General features: G+C 40.6%; 16 protein-coding genes. 7 read left to right on the plus strand and 9 right to left on the minus strand.

What is annotated here, in order from left to right; genetic code table 11:
- Positions 1-4 precede the first annotated feature (4 nt).
- Entirely contained in the window at positions 5-2,608 is a 2,604-nt protein-coding gene (locus tag J2X77_RS09675) for a zinc-dependent metalloprotease (protein ID WP_310080510.1), read from the minus strand.
- A gap of 384 nt (positions 2,609-2,992) precedes the next feature.
- On the minus strand, positions 2,993-4,339 hold the full coding sequence (locus tag J2X77_RS09680) for a sensor histidine kinase (protein WP_209576737.1): 1,347 nt from the start codon (positions 4,337-4,339) through the stop codon (positions 2,993-2,995).
- A gap of 250 nt (positions 4,340-4,589) precedes the next feature.
- Here J2X77_RS09680 and J2X77_RS09685 point away from each other — a divergent pair, with 250 nt between their 5' ends.
- On the plus strand, positions 4,590-5,123 hold the full coding sequence (locus J2X77_RS09685; RefSeq protein WP_209576739.1) for a hypothetical protein: 534 nt from the start codon (positions 4,590-4,592) through the stop codon (positions 5,121-5,123).
- A gap of 15 nt (positions 5,124-5,138) precedes the next feature.
- On the opposite strand, the gene J2X77_RS09690 is transcribed toward J2X77_RS09685, so the two are convergent.
- Both J2X77_RS09690 and J2X77_RS09695 read right to left on the minus strand, forming a co-directional pair.
- Positions 5,139-5,552 carry an NUDIX domain-containing protein gene (locus tag J2X77_RS09690; RefSeq protein ID WP_209576741.1) on the minus strand — a complete coding sequence of 138 codons (414 nt, stop codon included), beginning with the start codon at positions 5,550-5,552 and terminating at the stop codon, positions 5,139-5,141.
- A 132-nt stretch (positions 5,553-5,684) separates the two neighbouring features.
- Positions 5,685-6,827, minus strand: coding sequence for an aspartate aminotransferase family protein (locus tag J2X77_RS09695; RefSeq protein ID WP_209576743.1), 1,143 nt, complete (start codon positions 6,825-6,827; stop codon positions 5,685-5,687).
- A gap of 219 nt (positions 6,828-7,046) precedes the next feature.
- On the opposite strand from J2X77_RS09695, the gene J2X77_RS09700 reads away from it, so the two are divergent.
- On the plus strand, positions 7,047-8,480 hold the full coding sequence (locus J2X77_RS09700; protein WP_209576745.1) for a PLP-dependent aminotransferase family protein: 1,434 nt from the start codon (positions 7,047-7,049) through the stop codon (positions 8,478-8,480).
- Between the two features lie 303 nt (positions 8,481-8,783).
- Entirely contained in the window at positions 8,784-9,782 is a 999-nt protein-coding gene (locus J2X77_RS09705; protein WP_209576747.1) for a beta-ketoacyl-ACP synthase III, read from the plus strand.
- 141 nt (positions 9,783-9,923) lie between these two features.
- Here the strand turns inward: J2X77_RS09705 and J2X77_RS09710 are convergent, their stop codons facing one another.
- From J2X77_RS09710 to J2X77_RS09725, 4 genes are all read right to left on the minus strand, one after another.
- Positions 9,924-12,200 carry a multicopper oxidase family protein gene (locus tag J2X77_RS09710; RefSeq protein WP_209576749.1) on the minus strand — a complete coding sequence of 759 codons (2,277 nt, stop codon included), beginning with the start codon at positions 12,198-12,200 and terminating at the stop codon, positions 9,924-9,926.
- Positions 12,201-12,429: 229 nt separating this feature from the next.
- Positions 12,430-13,326, minus strand: coding sequence for a DUF3347 domain-containing protein (locus J2X77_RS09715; protein ID WP_293939739.1), 897 nt, complete (start codon positions 13,324-13,326; stop codon positions 12,430-12,432).
- A 163-nt stretch (positions 13,327-13,489) separates the two neighbouring features.
- Entirely contained in the window at positions 13,490-13,900 is a 411-nt protein-coding gene (locus tag J2X77_RS09720; protein WP_209576753.1) for a hypothetical protein, read from the minus strand.
- A 147-nt stretch (positions 13,901-14,047) separates the two neighbouring features.
- Positions 14,048-14,854, minus strand: coding sequence for an alpha/beta hydrolase (locus J2X77_RS09725; protein WP_209576755.1), 807 nt, complete (start codon positions 14,852-14,854; stop codon positions 14,048-14,050).
- Between the two features lie 198 nt (positions 14,855-15,052).
- Here J2X77_RS09725 and J2X77_RS09730 point away from each other — a divergent pair, with 198 nt between their 5' ends.
- The 4 genes from J2X77_RS09730 (at position 15,053) to J2X77_RS09745 (ending at position 17,048) form a co-directional block, all read left to right on the plus strand.
- Positions 15,053-15,484 (plus strand): SRPBCC domain-containing protein, encoded by a 432-nt coding sequence (locus J2X77_RS09730; RefSeq protein ID WP_209576757.1) that lies wholly within the window; start codon positions 15,053-15,055, stop codon positions 15,482-15,484.
- 168 nt (positions 15,485-15,652) lie between these two features.
- On the plus strand, positions 15,653-16,111 hold the full coding sequence (locus tag J2X77_RS09735) for a MaoC family dehydratase (protein ID WP_209576758.1): 459 nt from the start codon (positions 15,653-15,655) through the stop codon (positions 16,109-16,111).
- A 40-nt stretch (positions 16,112-16,151) separates the two neighbouring features.
- The gene (locus J2X77_RS09740) at positions 16,152-16,610 is read left to right on the plus strand and encodes a GNAT family N-acetyltransferase (RefSeq protein ID WP_209576760.1); all 459 of its coding nucleotides are present in this window, start codon (positions 16,152-16,154) and stop codon (positions 16,608-16,610) included.
- 60 nt (positions 16,611-16,670) lie between these two features.
- Positions 16,671-17,048 carry a VOC family protein gene (locus J2X77_RS09745; RefSeq protein ID WP_293939734.1) on the plus strand — a complete coding sequence of 126 codons (378 nt, stop codon included), beginning with the start codon at positions 16,671-16,673 and terminating at the stop codon, positions 17,046-17,048.
- 56 nt (positions 17,049-17,104) lie between these two features.
- On the opposite strand, the gene cysM is transcribed toward J2X77_RS09745, so the two are convergent.
- The gene (gene cysM, locus J2X77_RS09750; protein ID WP_209576762.1) at positions 17,105-17,977 is read right to left on the minus strand and encodes a cysteine synthase CysM; all 873 of its coding nucleotides are present in this window, start codon (positions 17,975-17,977) and stop codon (positions 17,105-17,107) included.
- Between the last annotated feature and the right edge of the window lie 2 nt (positions 17,978-17,979).

A 17,979-nucleotide genomic window follows, 5' to 3' on the forward strand; every position in this document is an offset into this window, starting at 1 on the left:
TATATTAGTTTAATTCTAAGGTATTTGCAATACGTAGTAAAAGATCCATGTAATGCGATTTTGTTATGGCATCACCAGTCCGCTGCTTTTGTTTCAGCAACTGGTAGATCTCATATAGTTCAGCGCGTTTGTAGGTCAGCATATCGGACGTGCGCATCATACCGGTGACATGGACATTCCGAAGTGCAACTGGTGAAGAGGATGCATCTTGTGAATGCAAACATAGAGCAGGTCGTGTCGCTTCAACCAGTTGCTCAATGCCTGCCAGTTTCTTCGCGTTTAACTTCTCCATGGATTTGTTTGTAGAGACCATCAGCACATCCACATAGTTTTGTTGAAGCATCCGTGTTTTAAGATCCAACGGTTGTCCACTGATGGTTTTAGCAAAAATTGTCTGACGTACAGAAGTCAGAAACTCAGGTGCACTCCATGCTTTTTGACTTCCAAAAAGATTTTCCATCTCAACCATACGCAGTAGACGCTCATCGTTCACAAGTTTATACAACATAGCGTATTGAAATTCACGTTGTAAGTTATAAGGAGCGTACTCAAATGGTCCTATCGGCGAATCTCTCAACGGAAAAGTTTTTGCCATCAGCGCCGGCACGAACAACCACTCGGGCATGTAAAAGACATTTTTCTTGAGGTATTCCAAAGCACGCACCTGTTTTTCTTTCGGCACTGGACTATACGCATCTTTTTGATCGCCCAAAACGGCATTTTCTAGATAGATACCCCCGATGTTATTTAAGACATGGTCCGCATACGCGTACCATTGACCGACAACTCCCATATATAATTTACCAGCACGGTAGTAATCATCGCCTATCTTAGTGGTCCAATTGATTATATTTGGCATCATACGACGCAGATTCAGCATACCATATTCACCAGCTTTCATGGCGTCATCACCAAGATCTTCCGATTGAGCCCGCGGATCAACGATATTTTTGGAATCCTGTTGCTCACCATAATGATAGATCGGATCGTGTACATGGCTATCAATTTCCTTTCTCAACAAAGGTATTTCATCCCAAGGCTGTGTTTTACCGTACCAGCGGTAGGCCCAGCCAATCGCATACTTGTCGTATGCGCCGATCACCGGGGTAATCTGTTCTACACCATCCTCAGGTTGCGCTACATAATTGAAACGCGCATAATCCATGATAGAAGGTGCTGTTCCCCCCATTTTTGCGGTAAAGCTTTTACTACGTAATGAGTCTACGGGGAAACTTGCCGATGCCCCCATATTATGCATAAGCCCCAAAGTATGGCCAATTTCATGGGATGATACAAAACGAATGGCATGTGCCATTTTCTGATCGGAAAAAACATTAGCACGTACTGATGTATCGACGATGCCTGTCTGTATACGCATCCAGCTGTTCAGAATAGTCATAACGTTATGCCACCAGATCACATCAGCTTCCAATATCTCCCCCGAGCGTGGGTCAACGACGGACGGCCCCATCGCATTTGCCTGTGCAGATGCTGCATAAACGATAGAAGAAACGTTAGCGTCGTCCGGATCAAATTTGACACTGTCGGGCTGTTGTTTGGCCAGAATTGCATTTTTGAAACCAGCAGCTTCAAATGCGACCTGCCAATCGTGTACGCCATCAATGATTGCCTGACGCCATTGTTTTGGTGTCGCCGAATCCAAATAAAAAACAATCGGCTTCTTTGGTTCTACAAGCTCCCCCTTCAAATAGCGCTCTTTGTCTTCATCGTTCGGTTCCAATCGCCAGCGATTGACCAGATTTTTCTTATCCAGTTCTTGTTGTTTATCGTTAAAATACCAACGTGGTGAAGTGAAGAATCCAACTCTTGGATCGGCAAATCGCGCAACCATAGGTGTTTCTGGAAGCTCATACAGATTGCTCGTTATCTCTAGAGAAACTGGCACCGATTCATTCCCTTCGGTCACCTTGGTGGACAATACCGATTTCACAACGATATTATTTGAATATGATTTGATATCTTCGATCGTAGAAATACTGGTCTTAGGCGAAGTACCCAAGCCCAAAGAGGTAAACACATCCGTAAAGCTCTTTTCTGAACCATCAAAAACCTTGTTTACTTTTATTACTACAGCACTGGAGTCTTTGGAGTAGCTCTCGACTTTAAAGGATTCGATATAAGAAGGACGGTAATTATCATAAACTGAAGCCGCAATCGCATCACCCTTGGGTACTTCGACCTGTGGTTTAATCTCCGAAACCCAAACTTCTTTTTTCTCCTTACGATGGGTAAAACGAATGACCTTATTTTCATAATTCATCCCTTTATTTACGCCGGCCTCATTCAGCGCCAATGGAACAGAAGATAACTTCTGAATCAATAGAATATCTTGGCCCATCTTTTTCAATGGAATCTCAAAGTAGTAGTTATTTTCCTTACGGATTACCGTAAACATCCCACTATCCACATGTGCATCTTTCAACAATTTGTCGTATGCCGCTGTAGAGTCTTTTCTGTCAGTCGAATCCTTGGCAGCAATAACCGTCTCTTTTTTTCTTAAACCAACTGTTTGCAATATGGCACAAGATTGCATTAGACCCGTTGAAAATAAAAGACCTATGGCTAGCTTTGTATAAGTGTTTTTCATCAAATAATTATTTTTAAGCTCGCTTTCAAAGGCATAAATGAGCTCGTGGCACGCTATTTGTTTTTCACTGGTGGCGATGTAATATCAACCGAATATCCATTGTTTAACCAAAGCTTGTATCAGCTGAGGATAAGTTATAGCAGAAAGTAATTGCATCTATTCCATGAAGTCAATCCTAAATTGCACGCTATAAAGGCCTTGACATTTTATCGGATAAGATTAGGCTGATCACAAACTAAAACCACTGGATTAAGATCCAAATTTGTTAAAAATATTGTAGAGAATAATACATAAAGGGATGAACACGTAGTTTAGCGGTATGAACACGCACGATAAAAACATGAACACGTTCGACACCTTCAATTTCATTACGCATATAAGGTATTATGCGAGTGGTAATCGTACAATAAATTGCCCCCCCTCTATTCCGAACTGAAAACCAGACATTGTATAATAAGTATAGATCGATGATAAATATTTGAGACCGTACCCCTCTCCTTCCGGCTCTGCCCCCTGCCGAGGCTGCCAGTTGTTGCTAATTTCCAGCAAGTTGCTTTCCGGAATGTAGATTAACCGAATAGTAAGCGGATTCTCTTTAGAAATACGAGTATGCTTTATCGCATTCTCAATAAGCATTTGCAAACCCAAACGGGGAATCTTTTTTTCCAATAATTCATTTGAAATTTGAATGTCCATATCATTTAATGCCGCCCCAAAACGCACCTGCTGCAAGAAGAAATAAGCTATACCCAATTCCAGTTCCTCTCGTAGCGTAGACCATTCCGCCTCGTCTGTACGCAGCATCTTCCGATATACTTTAGTCATCTTGCCAATAAAAGACTTGGCCAGTTCATCGTCTTTTCCGATTAAGTACTGAAGTGAACCAAATGTATTGAATAAAAAATGTGGATTGATCTGTTGTCTCAATTGCACAAGACGCATCTGCGTATATTCATTTTCCTGTTCCAAGGCCAGCAATTTCAATTGTTGAATTTTACGCCGCTCCACAACATTGAAGTAGATTAATGCCATAGCGACCAGCATCAGCCCCACACCGAGCAAGATACTATAAGTCAACAATTCCTGGATTTCCTCTTCGATGCTCAACAACAGAACATACACCTTAATTTCACCACCAACAAAAAGAATGTTAGAAGGATAAGAATTGACCATTACGTCCAGCTGAAGAAAATCAGACTGGACAATTTGACCTTGTTTTGAAAATGCTGCAGTATTTCTTCGTCCCCACCTCCTATTATCTGGAGAATACACACAGATACCGCGGTCGTCATAGATCTCAAAGTAAGCGCGCCTTCCAAAGTTGAGTTTTGAAAAATAAGCATTCAGCCGTTCAATATCCATGTAAATATGATACAGCCGATGATGTATTGTCCGGGTACGTAACAATGTTAGCATCCTGTTGCCCACATCTTCAACCTGACCTACAGGGATAATGACCAATAAGGAATCCCCACTTTCTTTTGGATCGAAAACGGGTTGTTCCAATATCTTTTTCTCAGAAAGGTACAGATCTTGCTGCAACAATTCTAGTTGTTTCTTGACAAGCAACATATTCTCATCAGCAAAATCAATCAATATTCTTTTCTTAAGACGATCAACTTTATGATGGATAATACCGAGCAGTCCTCCCCCTACCAGCAGCAGCAACAACAAACAGACAATCAGGATAATACTATTTTTCTGCTCGCCATTTTTAAATCGAAATTTCACGGCACAAAAATACATGAAAAATTTTAAAGCGTATGCAAACTACCTCACAAGAAAGACTTTAACAAAGCCATGTATCCATTAATGCCGATCGATTCCCACTGCTCTTCCAAAATACAGGCCGCAAAGAATTAAAAAAAACGCTAATTACTTTTTGTAAATTTAGTCGACCAAAATAGGGTTTTAATTAAAACATGCATTAAAATAACAAAGAGAATTATTATCTTAATAGCGTAATTAATGATTTGACACCATGAGACATACACTAATCATTTCATTGGCAGTGCTATCGATCTGCTGTTGGTACAGTTTCAACAGTCCGAATGATCAGCGAAATCCTTTATATGGCAGGGTATTCAGAGAGATCAATGAGATTGCCGAATTAAAATCCTACAAGTATTCAACTGGTGCAATCGTCGAAACTGACAAGCATCCGCAGGGAGACCACCGCTTTGCTGCCGGCTACTTTACAAATGCAAAAAATGGCATCTGTATTCTAGAGGAAGTGTTACCCGATGAAAAAGCAGGTAAAGGTAAAGTAAAATACATGATTTTGGACACCATCAATATTCAAAAACTTAAACCCGACCAACAACTTAGCTTATGTAACTGCAAACAAGGTGATAAACCAAATACAGAAATTATAGCCATTAGTCATGTTGATGAAGACAAAGAATATTTCAATACCATCATCACAGCATGGCGGATAGATACCCAAAACCAGAAAATTGTCCGTTTAAAAGATACAAAAGGGATCAGCTGTCTCAATGAAGGTTATGGGATATAAACACGAATGGCTATTTTAAATCAATCCATCAGCCTTTAGCTTGTCAAACACATGCAAAACACCAATAACCTGGACAGATTCCTCCAGGTATTCCTGGTGTGAAAAATAACGGACGGCCCCAATCTCATTACTGGGTTCAATCGGCTCTGTTAATGGATATAGAAAACATTCCTGTTCCATGATAACCTCCGGCACAAGCCCGTATGCCGAAGCTGTTACATGGCAATAATAGGAGATTTTATCCGGATCCAGATTAATATTTAGCTCCTCCAAAATCTCCCGACGGAGAGACTGCAAAGCTTCCTCTCCAGCATCAATTTTGCCGCCTGGCAGATACCACGCCTTTCTATTGTTGCTATATGCCAATAGTAATTTACCCTCTTTAATGCTCACTAAACCCGCTGTAGGCAAAGTTTTTTTTGTTTTCATGAATTTAAATATAAGCTAGTACTGATCGAAAAGATAAATTGAAATTAATTCTTTTACGGCATTTATCAAAACACGACAGTCAATTTTAAGGATTGCCCCCCTAAAATTCTTGAAAAATCAATCAATGCACCGTTAGTAGGATGATCTATCTTTGTGCACGAGCTTCCGCAGACTCTTCAGAAAAGTCTCTGCGTCATTTCGGGTGAAACACAACGGTGGTAACAAACGGAGCGTATAGCGTCCGGCATACCCCGTAAAAACCTTTTCAGAAAACAGCAGTTCTTCCCGCAGTTGTTTAATGTCGTTTTCAAATTCTACGCCAATCATCAGGCCTCGGCCTCTCACCTCACTCACGCCATCTATTGTCCTCAATTCTGTTAACAAAAATTCACCTACAGCAGCCGCATTGTCGATCAATTGTTCGTTATGGATAACATCCAATACTGCTAAAGCCGCCGCGCACACCACCTGACTGCCACCAAAAGTAGTCCCTAATTGTCCCATCACAGGCTTTATCTTTGGAGAAATAATCGTGGCTCCCATGGGAAGTCCATTTGCAATTCCTTTGGCGACAGTAATCAGATCGGCTTCTATCCCGGCATGCTGATGTGCAAAGAAAAGCCCTGTACGTCCATACCCACATTGAATTTCATCCAAAATAAGCAACGTACCCGTTGCTGTACAAATTGATCTCACTGCTTGCAAGAAATCAGGACTTGCCTGATGGATTCCTCCAACACCTTGAATAGGTTCAATAATTACAGCGCAGTATTCTTCTGTTTCCAATTGTTTTTTCAAACTGGAGATATCATTGAAGGGCGTGAAAACAAACTGTTCACTTTCATTTAGCGGCGCACGGATAGATCGAATATCCGTTGCCGAAACTGCCGCTGAGGTCCTTCCATGAAACGCATTGGACATTGCTAAGACTTTCCTCCTCCCCGTATGGAATGAAGCCAACTTCAGCGCATTTTCGTTTGCCTCAGCACCAGAATTACTAAAAAAGACAGCATAGGTCGGATAACCACAAGCTAAGCCTAGGCGTTGAGCAAAACGGTCCTGCAAGTCATTCTTAACCGCATTTGAATAAAATCCAATCTTATTGATCTGTTGTAAAACCTGTGCGATAACATGGGGATGACTATGCCCAACAGAAATAACTGCATGCCCGCCATATAGATCCAAATAGGACTGCTGCTGGTCATCATACACAAAGCAACCTAAAGCGCGTTCGATTGCAATATCAACTTTCTCAAAAACTGGAAATGGTTTCATGAATCAATTCGTATTAATAAAACTCAAAAATCAGCTTAAATATACTTTAAGTACTAGTCCAAAAAGGTTATTTACTACTAGTCCAGCCGACGCGGACAACAAAGCAAATAACTCATCTTAAAAACAATAGCTTAGCGCTGATCTCGCGCGCGACATCCAGCATATTTTAATCCTGCTGAACAATCGTATCTTTGGATAATTACCCGATATGAAAGCCCCATGCTTAGACCTTGGAATTTAACAATAGACATTGACAGATCTTCTGCAAAAGCAATTTACATCCAAATAGCAGATAATGTTGCCGCAGCCATACAATCAGGCAGGCTGCCGAAAGGAACGGCCTTACCGAGCAGTCGATCACTTGCAGCCCAGCTAAAAGTGAACCGGAATACAGTAATTGAGGCCATACAGTTGCTAGTCAGCGAAGGCTGGTTACTTAGTCAACCGCGTAGAGGTATATTTGTTGCAGCACAATTACCTTATGGCTCCAACCTATATACGGAACAAAAGATAGCATGGTCAGATCATCAGGCTCCCCAGCGCATCATCTTCGATGACGGTAATCCAGACAGTAAAATTGCGCCGGTAGAGCAGCTTGGAAGAGCTTATCGTCAACTATTTAAACGCAGTGCACGCTGGAAAATGATGGGTTATGCTGATCCGAGGGGCCATATTGATTTTCGGCAGGAAATCGCAAACATGCTTAACATCGAGCGTAACATGCGCATCAATGAAGATCATATCTGTATCAGTCGGGGTAGCCAAATGGCCATGTATCTTGTTGCCCAATGCTTGTTACAGCACAATGACTATATTTTTGTGGAATCTCCAGGATATCATTCGGCCTGGAAGATCTTTGAAAAAGCTGGAGCAAAATTAATTCCTATCCCGGTAGATGAAAATGGGCTTAAGGTTGAGGAGCTGCTACCACATCTATTGAAAAAGAATCCCATCAAGGCTTTGTACCTTACCCCACATAGACAATATCCAACCACCGTAACATTAAGCAAAGAACGCCGTGCTCAATTAGTTGATCTATCCAACAAATATAACTTTATAATCATCGAAGATGATTACGATTACGAATTTCATTTTGAACAAGCCCCCTATTACCCGCTCGCCTCACAGCCTGAACTGATCAATAATGTTTACATCGGCACGTTGAGCAAAGTGGTTGCGCCAGCACTCCGTATCGGTTATCTTGCAACAAGAAACGAATATCTGCTCCAGCAAATTACCGAACTCCGATCCATCATCGATATTCAGGGAGACAACATCATGGAGCAAGCAGTGCTGGAGCTCATTCAGGATGGAACCATCCGTAGACATATCCGAAAAGCAACACAGCTGTACAAAAAGAAGCGTGATTTTATGGTCGCCCAATTGGATAAATTTCTACCGGATCATGTGGACTATACATCCCCTAAAGGAGGATTGGCCATATGGCTATCCCTTAAACACCAAATCGACTGGGCGTTGTTATTCCAAAAACTAAAGGAAAAATCAGTACATATACCGCATCCCGAAAATTACACTAAAGAACGTACATTTGGTGGAATACGACTCGGCTATGGCTCTTTATCGGAGGAACTGATTAAAGAAGGAATCACGATTCTGGCCGAAGTGTTGGAACAGTCAAAGCTTCAATCCTAATCAATTTCAATTAGTCGTTTGGTTAGACCATTTTCCATTTTGGACGAACGTCATTAGATTAAAATTCTGAAAACACAAACACATTCAATATTTAATTTCGCTTCATTAAAACCGTTTAGAAGATTAGTATAGGCAATACGTAAAAAACAGTTAAAAGTGTTGGTAAAAGGTAATTATTTTGTCAAAAATCATTTTTTTCACTTATCAATCGCACAAATTAACCGTAGTTTTACAGTGCAAAAACGCACAGAGCTATTCCAATTGGATAGCGATACAATAAGAGAGAATGGAGTACATTAATTTATGACGGAGAGAATACCCAGCAGGCCATATGCCGCAATAACCGGTATTGGCGGATATATTCCACCGAATAAGAGATCAAATACAGATTTAGAACAGTTTTGCGATACATCCGATGAATGGATTATCAAACGTACAGGTATTAAGGAACGAAGAATTTTAGAAGAGAATCTTGCCACATCAGATATGGCTGTAAAAGCGATACAGAATCTGGCGGAACAATATCATAAAAAACTGAAAGATGTAGATGCGCTCATTGTAGCGACTTCTACACCCGATATGCCGATGCCGGCAACAGCCAATATTATTTTAGAAAAATTAGGGCTTACTAATGTCTGGGCTTTTGATGTCAACGCAGCTTGCTCTGGATTTCTATATGCCCTGGATATGGCTGCTGCTTTGGTGGAGACAGGACGTTACAAAAACGTACTTGTTGTCGGAGCCGATAATATCAGTACATATGTAGATTTAAAAGACCGATCAACCAATATTCTTTTTGGGGATGGTGCTGGCGTTATCTGGCTGGAGCCTTCATTAGAAGGGGGTATTATGGACGCTTATCTTTGCAGTAACGGCGCGGGAAAAGAATTTTTAAAAATAGAGGCTGGTGGTTCTTTGTATCCCATCGACAGTAATCTTCCTGTAAATGACAACAGATTTCTGAAACAAGATGGTAAAACTGTATTCAGACATGCTGTACAGTCTATGAGCGATGCCTGTACTACGGTATTGCAACGCAACAACCTACAGATTGAAGATATCAGCTGGTTAATTCCACATCAGGCCAATCAGCGGATCATCGATGCTGTTGGACGTAGCCTTAATATACCAGAAGGCAGAGCTCTAAGTAATATAGAATACCTAGGAAATACGATTGCTGCCACAATTCCATTATGTATTTGGCAAAATATTAAAAAATTAAATACAGGTGACTTAGTCATGTTAACCGCCTTTGGCGCAGGTTTCTCTTGGGGAGCCAGCCTATTTAAATGGATGATTTAAGCATTAAAACTTTTGTCGTCATAAAATTCACACTATGATTAAATGCCAGAGATTTCTGATTTCTGGCATTTTTTATTTTCTCTTTTAAAAATCAGCTATTCTGTTTCCATACTAGCGATTTCGCCTATGCTGATCTACCCCTTAATAATTTAACGACAAGCCTACACCAAACCCCATATCACTATCATAATGCGTTCTAAAGGCCATATTTTTGGTAATGACATAGTTTAGCCCCATCATATATTCACGATCTGAATTGACCATAAAATCACCACGGATCCTTCTGGAGATCGGAATATCTTCACGCATCAGTTGCAGTCGTATAATGCCATCGTGATAAACCTCTGCCTGAACGTTAACTAGCATGGGCAAAGTATACATAAAACCTAAACTTAGCGCTTTGCGGCTATCTTTTTTATTTGCCTGTCCGAAAATATTTGTTTCATGTTCATCCTCCCCCATACGACGGTAACGATAATCAAAGCCTACAAAAGGCATAAACCATTGCATCTTCCCGAAGAATCGGCCTAAATGGGTTTCCACCTCATAACCGTGCATATCATTATAGCCCAATCGCCATTCCGAGCCAAGCTGCCAACGTGCATTCTGAAACATTGCCTGCCCATCATTTCCATTTGTCGCAAAATCATTTTGCGCCATGAAATGCGTCATATTACTTTCCATTTGCAGTTGTTTATAGGCTTTGGTTTTGTTCGGAAGATAGGGGTTTTGGTAATCCCCAACAGCAAAAACTCGATTCATACCAGCCATCATATGGTACAAAATGTGGCAATGAAAAAACCAGTCCCCCTCTTCATTGGCTAAAAATTCGATCGTATCGGTCTCCATAGGCATAACATCAACCACATTTTTCAGCGGCGCATTAGCTCCTTTTCCATTCAGCAGGCGAAAGTCAAAGCCATGCAGATGTATGGGATGACGCATCATTGAATTGTTATAGAGGGTAATGCGCAATACCTCACCCTTTTTTACAGGTATCTTATCCGTCTCAGAGAGAATTTTGTTGTCCATGCTCCATACATAACGGCTCATATTTCCGGTAAGCGTAAATTTGAGATCTCGTATGGGGGCTTCTTTTTGGAATTCAGTCGCCTGAGGAGACTCTAGCATCGCATAGTTCAGCGTGACAATATTACCTAATGCATTGGCATTATAACGATTGGGATCTTCGTCCATGTTCATTTGTCCATGATCCATACCGCTATGTTTATTGTGATCTTCTTTTTTCTTTCCATCGCCTGTAATTTCGGGATACATCACCACATTCATATCCATCTGATTCAGACTCATCTTCATGCCCATATCATTGAGATCGCCATTCATCTTCATCATGTCGTTCATCATCTTCATTCCTTCAAAATATTTAAGGCGGGGAAGTGGGGAGATCAACTGTTTGATACCATTACCGATAAAATAGCTTGTAGATTGTGTGCGATCTTCCGTGGTTGCCATAAATTCATAAGCTGTAGCTTCATTTGGGATTGTTACAACGACATCATAAGTCTCCGATACTGCGATCATTAATCGATCGACCTCCACTGGTACCACATCATTCCCATCATTTGCAACAACGGTAATTTTACCACCTGCGTAGCGCAGCCAAAAATAAGACGAAGCACCACCATTGGAAATTCGTAAACGTACTCTATCTCCTGCTTTCAATGCTTTACCATTCACCGAATTCAAATCCGTGGAATGAGCCCCGTTCATCAACACCTTATCATAATAAACGTCACTGACATCCATCGCAAGCTGACGTTTCCATTCATTCGTGACTTTCGTCTTAAACTTTCCTGCTTTAATAGCTTCAACGTACGATTGTGTTGAACCTTTTTTTATCGCTGCCCAATCGTTTGCTGTATGCAGCATCCGCTGTATATTGTCTGGATTGTAATTTGTCCATTCACTCAATATGACGGGAATCGTGGGTAAATCATCAATTCCTTTTCGGAAAGTCTTATCATCAGCACGCTTGTTGAGAATCAGGCTACCATACATACCGATCTGTTCCTGCAGGCCTGAATGCGAGTGATACCAATGTGTACCGTGCTGGATTATCGGAAAACGATAGGTGTAAGTTGAATTTGGTTTTATCGGTTCCTGCGTCAAATGCGGTACGCCGTCTTCTTTGTTCGGCAAAAAAACACCATGCCAGTGTAGCGAAGTACTCTCTTTTAACTCATTGTGAACAATAATCTCTGCCGTATCCCCTTCTGTAAAAGTCAGGGTAGGCATCGGAATCTGTCCATTTACAGCGATTGCCCGTTTTGATTTGCCGGCATAATTGACGATTGTATCCCGTACATAAAGGTCGTGACGAACCACTTTCTGGGCCAGCACCGTCAATTGCGCCATCAATAGTAAAACAACGGTTAATATATTACTCTTTTTACTCATCTTAATTCATTTACTTAATTAGTATTCTGTTACCCATAGGTCCTACCCCATACTGATAGACCAACCTCACACCCGGATGCCCCGTGATCAGTGGTGTAACTGACAAACTTATCAACAAAATCAATATTAAATAGTTTATCCAGACTTTTGTATCACTGCGAAGTCCTACACCACGTACAGTTGCCATTCTTCAAGCCAACCAATATGAAAATAATCCATAGGGAGGCGATTAGTTTAACGTTTCTACCGTGCTTCCACAACCGATCATTTGCGCCCCATAGAAAGGATTTTTTATCGCGTTCTCTTTACTGAGCCAATGCGCACCCTTGCCATTATCATACATGGGACAATGCTGATAATAAATAGGTCCATCCAATTTACTCACCTTGAGAAGTTCATAAAAAGCGTTTGAAAGAGAAGCAAAAGTCACGCGTTGCTTAGCCACATCTTTATTTTGGGCGATGCCCGATGCATCAGATGCTAAGCTATTCATCACCTTCATCCAAACCGTATGTTCAGCATGCGTAAGCTTATTCATATCGACTGCTTTGATCGCTTCCTTCAACGCGGTGGCTTTGACTGCAGCTCCCTGTGCGTCGGTCTTCACCAAAGCATCTTTTAGCCCCAAATAATGGTTTGCCAACTGGCCAAACGCTGTCTTCTCTTTTTCAGGTTCTGTTATCTTCGAAGGGTGAACACGGGAAGCATTATTTGCTGTTTGGCCGCCCTGATTGTGCTTATTATGATCGACCTGCTGTTCAGCTCGATTTTTTGATGCTGGTTTTAGCACGCGTTCATATTGCTCAGCTTTAGCCAATTGCGCATAGACATCATCTGGAGCCAGGAACTTTTCATTGTCGAAGCCTGCCAATGCTATACGCTTAAGAACTTCATCAGCACTTGTTTTTGAAGGATCATAAGTAATAGATGCTAGTTTGGATGTCGGATCCCAGTCAACGATCGCAGTGTGTCCATCGCTGCCAACTTTTTCAATTATCTTTTTAACAGCCGTAGTGTTTCCGAAGATCTTTACTGTGGCTGTCTTTGCATTTTTAATTTGTCCATATGTATATTGAGTGGATAGTAATACCGAGATTACCAAACCAAGTAATGAAATTAATCTCATGATTATGATATGTTGTATATAAATGAATACTGATGAAAATTACGGTACAGCAATCAATAGATGTATGCATTGAATCCGATAGATCCAAAGGGATTTTCATAAGCTAAATAAATCGGGCTCGGACAGAAAACCTATCCAAAAAGACATAGCATGGGCTATCAATCTATTGTTGAGCGAGCTGAGGAGGCTGCCAAATGGATATATATATATCTGTACAAAAAGGTTGCTTATAGCGCGCATAGGAGCTTGAAGCATCGGCATACGCCGGTAAAATCTGCGGAGCTTCGATTACTGACACAATAAAACGATATTGAAAGGAGACACGGCAAGACTTTTCTCCACAGCGCTTACTGCAGTCATCTACCCGATCGTCTGAAGCCGCCGACTCTGCTCCATTATCTTTACAACAATCGACGGTTGCTGTGTCTCTTGTCTTTTGCGTTTCATCAAGACAACATGATTTTTCTTCCTGACTGTTTTTTTCCGACGGCGCATGGCAGGCAAATAACCTATTTGGAGCAAAAAAAAGCCCCATAATACAGATTATAAATACGATACCGCGTTTTGTCCACATAACGGATTGAAATTTTCCAAGTAACTATATACGTTACTTCTGAAGTAAATGTCGGTAGAATTTTTGAATGAACAATTGCACTATTTTATTTTTTGTTTATGATATTTCAATAAGGCCTATTTTGACACGCTATTTAAATACATAAAACTACTTTTCAATTTGCCTAATCCAGTTAAGCATCAGCAGACAGGCAGGCGCATATACACCACCATGGTCAAAGCCCTGCAGCTGATAGAGTGAGGTTTTTGTATGTCCAACCTGCTTTAATATTGCTGCCAAATGTGCATTTTCCTCGAACCGTGTAGCCATTTCCAATTGCTGATCGCCGGTGATCAGGAGGATGGGCGGCGCATCTTTGCGTACAAATGAAAGTGGTGCAAACTGATCAATCTGAGGAATCACCATCGATTGTCCACGTTCCTTTTTTATTGTATAATGTGTATTGGTCTGTCCACTGATTGGCGCCAGGCCTTTTATACGATCTGCATCAACACCAAATTTTTGAAGATAATGCTTATCTAAGCCTACCATTAAAGCCAAATACCCACCCGCCGAATGGCCCGAAACATAAATTTTTGAAGGATCTCCACCATAATTGGCAATGTTTGAGAATGCCCAGGAAACAGCTTCTGCAGCATCTTCAATATATTCAGGAGCTTTTGCTTTAGGACTTAATCGATAATTGACCGCTATAACCGCCACACCTTTCTCTTTAAGTTCAAGTGGAATAAATTTATTCCCCTCTTCTAATCCCCCCCCATGAAACCAAACAATGGTAGCAAAATTTTTACGATCTGTCGGGATATAAATATCCAATTTACAACGTTCTTTCTTATAAGAATCCGGCTCGTTAGGTTTGCAATACGCAACATCGGTTGTCGTTCTATAGTGCTGAGCAAAAATCAAACTTGGCGAAAACAGGAAAAAAGAGATAATAAGGAATTTGAAGGACATATGAATCGTATTTAAGTCTTACATCCCTTAAAGGTAACAAACTTTAAGAGAAACCATTTAATTGCACTAAAATAAGTTTCAATTTTAGCCTTTTTATTATATCTTGATAATTATCTGGAAACAGATATAACAAAACACAAATTTTCCTGTTATTAACGTAAAAAACATGTATTAAAATAGAAAACAGAGTCACATTATATGGAACGGATAAAAATTGAAACCGCTATCAACGTGCGCGTAGAAACGGTCTGGAATGCGTATAACTCGGCAGAAGATATCATGCAATGGAACCATGCCTCAGATGATTGGCACTGCACAAGTTCAATCAACGACTTACGCATTGGAGGAAAGTTCAAAAATCGAATGGAAGCAAAAAATGGATCGATGGGGTTTGATTTTGAAGGCAGCTATACCGCACTAGAGCCTTTTAAAAAAATAGCCTATGTCATGCCTGATGGACGTCATGTTGAAGTCAACTTCAATGCTAAAAAATCTGTAACTGAAGTCACCATAATTTTCGATGCTGAATCTGAAAATTCCATTGATATGCAGCGTAATGGATGGAAGGCCATACTCGAAAACTTCAGATCTTACGTTGAAAATACTTATGCAACTACACAAAACGGATAATGAATTGGCGACGGACCAGCTTAGCTTGTCATTTCACTCCATCACCTTTTAAATAAAGGATATCTTTAGGATTCTTAAAAGTATAGTTATATTTAGCCACAAATTCGTCTTCCCTTCACCATACATAAGGGGGACCGACAAAAACAAAACGCGATAAAAAGATTACATATGACAATAATTAACAATTATGAAGAGTACAAAGCCTTTGAAGGAAAATCATTAGGCGAATCCCAATGGCATGTTATTGATCAAAAACAAATTAATCAATTTGCGGATGCAACACTCGACCATCAATGGATTCATTTAGATAGTGAAAAAGCAAAAACTGATAGCCCTTTTAAATCAACTATAGCCCATGGCTATCTGACTTTGTCCCTCATTCCCTATTTATGGAAACAAATAGCTGAAGTAAGAAATGTCAAAATGGAAATCAATTATGGGATCGAAAACCTACGTTTTGCACAGCCCGTTTTGGTTGACAATGCGGTGCAGCTACATACACTGGTAAAGTCTGTCGTCAATTTAAGAGGTGTTATCAAAGTAACCATAGAAGCTACATTGAAAATCAAAGATAGTACAAAACCGGCTTACGTAGGTGACGTCATCTTTTTATATCATTTCAATTAGTCTCAGCTTTAGATTCACAGAAATTAGCGAATTCTTATCAATGCACAATCGCTATCAAATAAAGCATATTACAAATCATAAGGAATACCCTTATGATTTGTTGCTTTTAGCAGACGAAACGGTACATGCAATCGATAAATACCTTTACGAATCCCTAGTGTATGTCGTATATGACGTGAAAATGCCGATTGCTGTTTTTTGTTTATATCCGGTCGATTCAGAAACATTGGAAATTAAAAACATCGCCGTATCTCCAGCATTTCAAGGCATGGGACTCGGAACCCAATTGCTTGATTTTATTAAGGCCAATTACCAGCAATATGCTAACCTGATCGTAGGTACCGCAGATTGCGGACTCGCACAAATTCGTTTCTATGAACGAAATGGATTTGTTAAATACGGAATTCGTAAAGACTTTTTTATAAAAAATTATGAGCGGCCTATATATGAAAATGGCCAGTTATTGAAAGATATGATTATGTTGAGGTACAATAAATAACTATCTTTGAAAGAGGCAACTAACAGAATTGATTCAACGGAACTTTATTTATATAAACAGATGAAATTGACTGCCATTCACCCCAAACTACCGATGCGCAATAAATCCATTACAAAGGATTTTTATGTACATAAACTTGGTTTTTCATTGATCGGGAGCGTCGATTACGAGGGCTATCTCATGCTAAAAAAAGATCATGTTGAAATCCATTTTTTTGAATTTAAAGAACTTTCACCCAAAGAAAATTATGGTATGGTGTACGTCCGTACAGACGATATTGACCGCTTGTATCAATCTTTTCAGGAAAACAACGTAGCTATACACCCCAATGGAAAACTTGATACCAAGCCTTGGGGTCAACGTGAGTTTTCAATTTTGGACCCCGACAGCAACCTCATAACCTTTGGGCATGACGCTGAATTCCAAAAAGCCCACTAAGATTGGGTTAAATTAGCATAATCTCCTAGTGGGCCGGGCATTTTTTATGTTATTTTTTAGCCAAAAAGATCCGAACTCAAGTAACGGTCACCGCGGTCGCAGGCAATAAATACAATAACGCCCGCTTCAATTTCATTCGCAATTTTGAGTGCTCCGGCTAAGGCTCCCCCCGTACTCATCCCCGCAAAAACACCTTCGCGCTTAACAAGCTCCCGGGCAAGCTCAGTGGCCTCCTGTTGGGATATATCGAGAACACGATCTACTCTACGCGGATCAAAAATCTTAGGTAAATAGGCCTCGGGCCAACGCCGTATACCTGGTATCGATGATTCAGGAGTGGGCTGGCAACCTACAATCTGAATGGCTGCATTTTTTTCTTTCAGGTAGATGGAGTTACCCATGATTGTTCCTGTGGTGCCCATGGCGCTTACAAAATGTGTAATCTTGCCATCTGTGTCACGCCAGATTTCAGGACCTGTGGTCTTGATATGTGCTTGGTAATTATCTGGATTCGCAAATTGATTCAATATATAATAGCCCTCTTTTTCAGCCTTTTCTTCCGCATAATCACGGCATATTTCCATCGATTCCAACAGGGTAACTTTCGCTCCATACGCCTCCATCGTAAGCGTTCGCTCACGGGTGGAAGAAGCGGGCATCACAAGTTCTAGGCTCAGCCCATATATACCTGCAATCATAGCTAATGCGATTCCTGTGTTACCACTAGTTGCCTCAATCAATTTGCTATCTTTTGTAATATCGCCACGTTCCATCGCTGAACGGATCATATTGAGCGCTGCACGATCTTTAACTGAACCAGCTGGATTATTACCCTCCATTTTCGCAAAAATCTTCACTTTCGGGTTGGTATGGAATTGCGTAATCTCGACTAATGGCGTATTCCCAATCGTATCTATGATATTTCCCATGG

Origin of the sequence: Sphingobacterium sp. 2149 (assembly GCF_031455655.1) — a bacterium.
In the GTDB taxonomy this organism is placed as follows: Bacteria; Bacteroidota; Bacteroidia; order Sphingobacteriales; family Sphingobacteriaceae; genus Sphingobacterium.